Genomic DNA, 4,515 nt, shown 5'->3' on the forward strand with positions numbered 1-4,515 from the left:
AAAGCAAGTGGCCGCAGTGGAAATCAACGGACAGGATTTTTAAGGAAAAAAGGGACAAAAGGGGTATACATAGGAGGGGGAAATTTCCCCTTCTTTTTGTTTGCCCTGGATTAAACTTCGTGTTTTTTCGACAATTCGATATAATGGACTTATAAACTGCGAAAAACAAAGAAACTTAATTTTCAAAAAATAAACAGTCATGAAACTTACCTGATAGTATAAACGTCAAATGGTATTGTACCGCACAAAGCAGGTAAGCGAAGTGGCAGTGAATTAAAGGAGGGAAGAAGATGATATCAGGATTTGGGCAGCAGGCACTCATCAGCATTATGTCTCATCTGGTGTTTATTGCGCTGGCCTGGTGGGCACTTCAGGCATTGCGGTTTGAAACCCTTTTGAAGGCGAATCATGTTTTTCAGGCACGTGTATTGTATGTTCTGCTTTCTATTGTAATTGGATCAGCCGTCAGCAACTTCTTTCTCGACTATCTTTTATGGTCCCAGCAGCTTCCGCTTATACTGCAGAATGTCACTTTTTTCAGGTGATGAATAACCGGTCAATTTTTTTATAAATATAGGTCTTCATACATGTTTTCAATTTGACAATTATTGAGTAAAATCTTTTTGTTGCTTGTTTTCTTGCATACATACTATCTTGTGAAATGATTTTCAAAGTATGCATAAAAAGGCAGAAAAAGCCTCTAAATCAACAGTGATTTTGCTGCCTTTTCAGTTTGTCAAAAAGTGACGACAATTCCCAAGTATGCTCACTCTATCCTTGGTAACAATGGTACTAAGGGGAGGGGTTTACAGATGAAAAAATCATTCATTACTTTATCTATTATTGCCATTATTGGTTTCATGATGATAAACATTGGGAATAAGACGACTGTAGCCAAAGGGGAGCTTGACCTGTTAACGATGGCCTCGGTTTTACAGGGCGAGAATATTTTAATCAAAGATTGGACTTTGCATGCGAGAGAAAAAATGGAAAACCAGAACCTTCAGGAAGTAAAAGCATTCACCAATGATCTTCAGTCGAAATATCCTGATTGGGAATGGAGCTTTCAAAAAACAGAAAAATCGTGGGAAACAAAAGCTATTATTAAGCAAACAGATGCTCAGTCAGAAGCAGTAAAAATTTTATCAACCCCCACAAAAGGTCAAGTTCAAACGTATGTGATTTATGAGGCCAAAGGTCAGGGGTGGAAACAAGAACAGAGCAAACTGGCTGCAGAACTAAATAGTAAGATTTCTGACATTTTTCGAGGAAATGCCACAATTTTCTCTTGTATTCAAGGCGAATTCAATGATAAGATTAATAAGTCTTTGCCTGATACTGCACGTCAATTACTGGACGCTTTTAATGCGACAGAAATAGAAGCACTAAAAGAAGACCAATTTATTTCAGCATCAGCAAATTCACCGCTTTTTGGTGAATTCATTGAGACAAATGGCAATGATATGAACATGCAGCTTGGATTACGGACAAATGGAATGGGCGCCAAGACAAACATAGTTATTGGCACACCCATCATAACGATTGAATATTAATATAGAGAAATTGGACGCGGAGGGGAATACACTTTGGATAAAATCATCGTCCGCGGCGGAAATAGGTTAAGCGGTACTGTCAAAGTTGAAGGAGCAAAAAACGCTGTTTTACCGGTTATCGCCGCAACACTGTTAGCAAGTGATGGCAAAAGCGTAATTCGTGATGTCCCAACACTCTCCGATGTATATACTATTAATGAAGTATTACGCTATTTAAACGCCGAAGTGGAGTTTGAAAATAATACAGTAACAGTAAATGCATCTCGAGAGTTGAAGGTAGAAGCACCATTTGAATATGTACGCAAAATGCGTGCTTCAGTTTTAGTCATGGGATCTTTATTAGCAAGAAATGGCCGTGCCCGTGTGGCATTGCCAGGGGGCTGCGCAATCGGTTCCCGCCCGATCGATCAGCATTTAAAAGGCTTTGAAGCGATGGGTGCGAAAGTAAAGGTTGGTAATGGCTTTATTGAAGCGGAAGCACCTGAAGGCCGCTTGCACGGAGCAAAAATCTATCTCGATTTCCCTAGCGTTGGTGCTACGGAGAACATTATGATGGCTGCAACATTGGCTAAAGGCACAACAATTTTGGAAAACGTAGCAAAGGAACCTGAAATTGTGGACCTTGCTAACTTCCTTAATAAGATGGGTGCCAAGGTTAAGGGAGCAGGAACGGGCACGATCCGCATTGAAGGTGTGGACGTACTGTTCGGTGCAGAACACAACATCATCCCTGACCGCATTGAAGCAGGAACTTTCATGGTGGCAGCTGCCATTACAGGCGGAGACGTTCTAGTAAAAGGTGCCGTTATGGAGCATTCTGCTTCATTAATCGCCAAGATGGAAGAAATGGGTGTTACCTTCATTGAAGAAGCTGAAGGCATCCGTGTTATGGGTCCAGACAAGTTGAAGGCTGTTGATATTAAAACCATGCCTCATCCTGGCTTCCCGACAGACATGCAATCACAAATGATGGCCCTATTGCTTCACGCTCAGGGTACAAGTGTGATTACAGAAACAGTATTCGAAAACCGTTTCATGCATGTGGAGGAATTCCGCCGCATGAACGCCGATGTTAAAATTGAAGGCCGTTCTGTAATCATGAACGGACCAAGCAATCTGCAGGGCGCTGAAGTAGCTGCGACAGATCTTCGTGCAGCCGCAGCCTTGATCCTTACTGGATTGGTGGCAGAAGGCGTAACACGCGTGACAGAACTGAAGCATCTTGACCGCGGATATGTAGACTTCCACGAAAAGCTTGCAGGACTGGGAGCAGATATCGAACGTGTGACAGAAGTGGAAGAAACAACTGTTAATAACGGACTTGTTTCTGACATGAACGCATAAATAATGCCAATCAAGGCGGCATTTAAGAGTCGTCAAAATAGTCGCCTTGCGCGCATTTCAAACTGAAACCGCAGAATCGAGCTGTCAGAGGACTGACAAATCGATTCTGCGGTTTTTGCTATGCTATTTTCGTTGGAGCGCTCAATCAATTTAGATTGTGCACATAAATAATTTTATCCGCACATAAATCAGGTCTAATCGCACATAAAAAAACTTATCCGCACATAAATTGTCCCTATCCGCACACAAAAAGAAAAGACATAGGGATTCACTGTTAAAATAGCTGGAAATCTACTGCTTTAAAGAGGAAAAAATAAATTTTTAAGTAATAAACCAGCAAATTTACCCCTATTCTGCACCTTCCCCCAACTTCAGAAGCAAATATTAATCTATTGTCATATTAGCTTGTCCATAGCCATAAACATGAATTGAGTTCGAATTATTTATTTGCTATGGAGGCTTAAAACATGACAAAATTCAAACCTTTCATCGTACTAGCCGCACTGTTGTTTGCCGTCACGCTCATCGTTCCCTCCCTGCTTGTGATTCCTTTTACAGAAGGAAATGTCAGCGGGAAGCTTGGTGAGGAGCTTAAGACTGATGCCAAGAAAGAGACGGCGGCAGAAATTCCTCAAGGGCCAGCCATAGAGGTAGGAGTCTACCGCCTTGCACAGAAGAAGCTGGAGACGGTACCGCTTGAAGATTATATTGTCGGAGTGGTAGCATCGGAAATGCCGGCCGAGTTTGAAGAAGAAGCTTTAAAGGCGCAGGCATTGGCGGCAAGAACCTTTATCGTGAAACAAATGATGAACAAAGATAGCGTGGAACTTCCTGAAGGGGCATTAGTGTATGATACCGTAACCCACCAGGTTTATAAAAGTGAGAGTGAACTTAAGCAAATTTGGGGACCAGATTACAAATGGAAAATTCAAAAGGTTAAAGATGCCGTAAACTCAACAAGGGGCCAGATCCTCACCTTTGACGGCTCGCCGATAACAGCTTCCTTCTTTTCAACAAGCAACGGCTTTACCGAAAATTCCGAAGCCATCTGGCCAAATTCCGTTCCTTATTTAAAGAGTGTAGAAAGCAAATGGGACCTTCAGTCGCCGAAGTTTAACGGCAGAGAGGTATTTTCTGTACAGGATTTTGAAAGGAAATTGGGTGTGAAGCTTCCAAATGACAGCACCATCGGCACAGTGACTGAGCGAACAGCCGGCCAGCGGGTTTCAAAAGTGGATATTAACGGGAAAGTAGTCAGCGGAAAAGACATCAGAGAGAAACTGGGCCTGAAATCAACAGACTTTACCTGGGAGCGCAAAGGTGACAATATCATTATCAACACCCAGGGCTATGGCCATGGAGTCGGCATGAGCCAATACGGCGCAAATGGCATGGCAGCTGAAGGAAAGAACTACAAAGAAATCGTTGCCCACTATTATAAAGGAGTGGAAATTGCAGCTTCTGACCAACTGCTGACGAAAGTAACGGCTAAAAAATAAACGAAAGAGCTGGTTCATAGAGAATCAGCTCTTTGTTTATGGATTATATAATGTTCAAGTTTTTGGCTTTTGGGCAGTTATCTAAGATTAACTGCTGAGTTGATTGTAGCGGAGGGCAA

Annotated in this window: 4 protein-coding genes; all 4 read left to right on the forward strand. The window is 42.2% G+C overall.

Annotated features, from left to right (window positions below; all coding sequences use genetic code 11):
• Positions 1–290 precede the first annotated feature (290 nt).
• The 4 genes from CHI10_RS05175 to spoIID all read left to right on the forward strand — a co-directional run bounded on the left by CHI10_RS05175 (position 291) and on the right by spoIID (position 4,396).
• Positions 291–545 carry a DUF1146 family protein gene (locus tag CHI10_RS05175; protein WP_095243256.1) on the forward strand — a complete coding sequence of 85 codons (255 nt, stop codon included), beginning with the start codon at positions 291–293 and terminating at the stop codon, positions 543–545.
• A 267-nt stretch (positions 546–812) separates the two neighbouring features.
• Positions 813–1,553, forward strand: coding sequence for a YwmB family TATA-box binding protein (locus CHI10_RS05180; RefSeq protein ID WP_095243257.1), 741 nt, complete (start codon positions 813–815; stop codon positions 1,551–1,553).
• Positions 1,554–1,586: 33 nt separating this feature from the next.
• Positions 1,587–2,897, forward strand: a complete 1,311-nt coding sequence (murA, locus tag CHI10_RS05185; RefSeq protein WP_095243258.1) for a UDP-N-acetylglucosamine 1-carboxyvinyltransferase — start codon at positions 1,587–1,589, stop codon at positions 2,895–2,897.
• Between the two features lie 467 nt (positions 2,898–3,364).
• Entirely contained in the window at positions 3,365–4,396 is a 1,032-nt protein-coding gene (gene spoIID / locus CHI10_RS05190; RefSeq protein ID WP_095243259.1) for a stage II sporulation protein D, read from the forward strand.
• Positions 4,397–4,515 lie beyond the last annotated feature (119 nt).

Source organism: Bacillus sp. 7894-2, from assembly GCF_002272225.1.
Taxonomy (GTDB): Bacteria; Bacillota; Bacilli; order Bacillales; family Cytobacillaceae; genus Cytobacillus.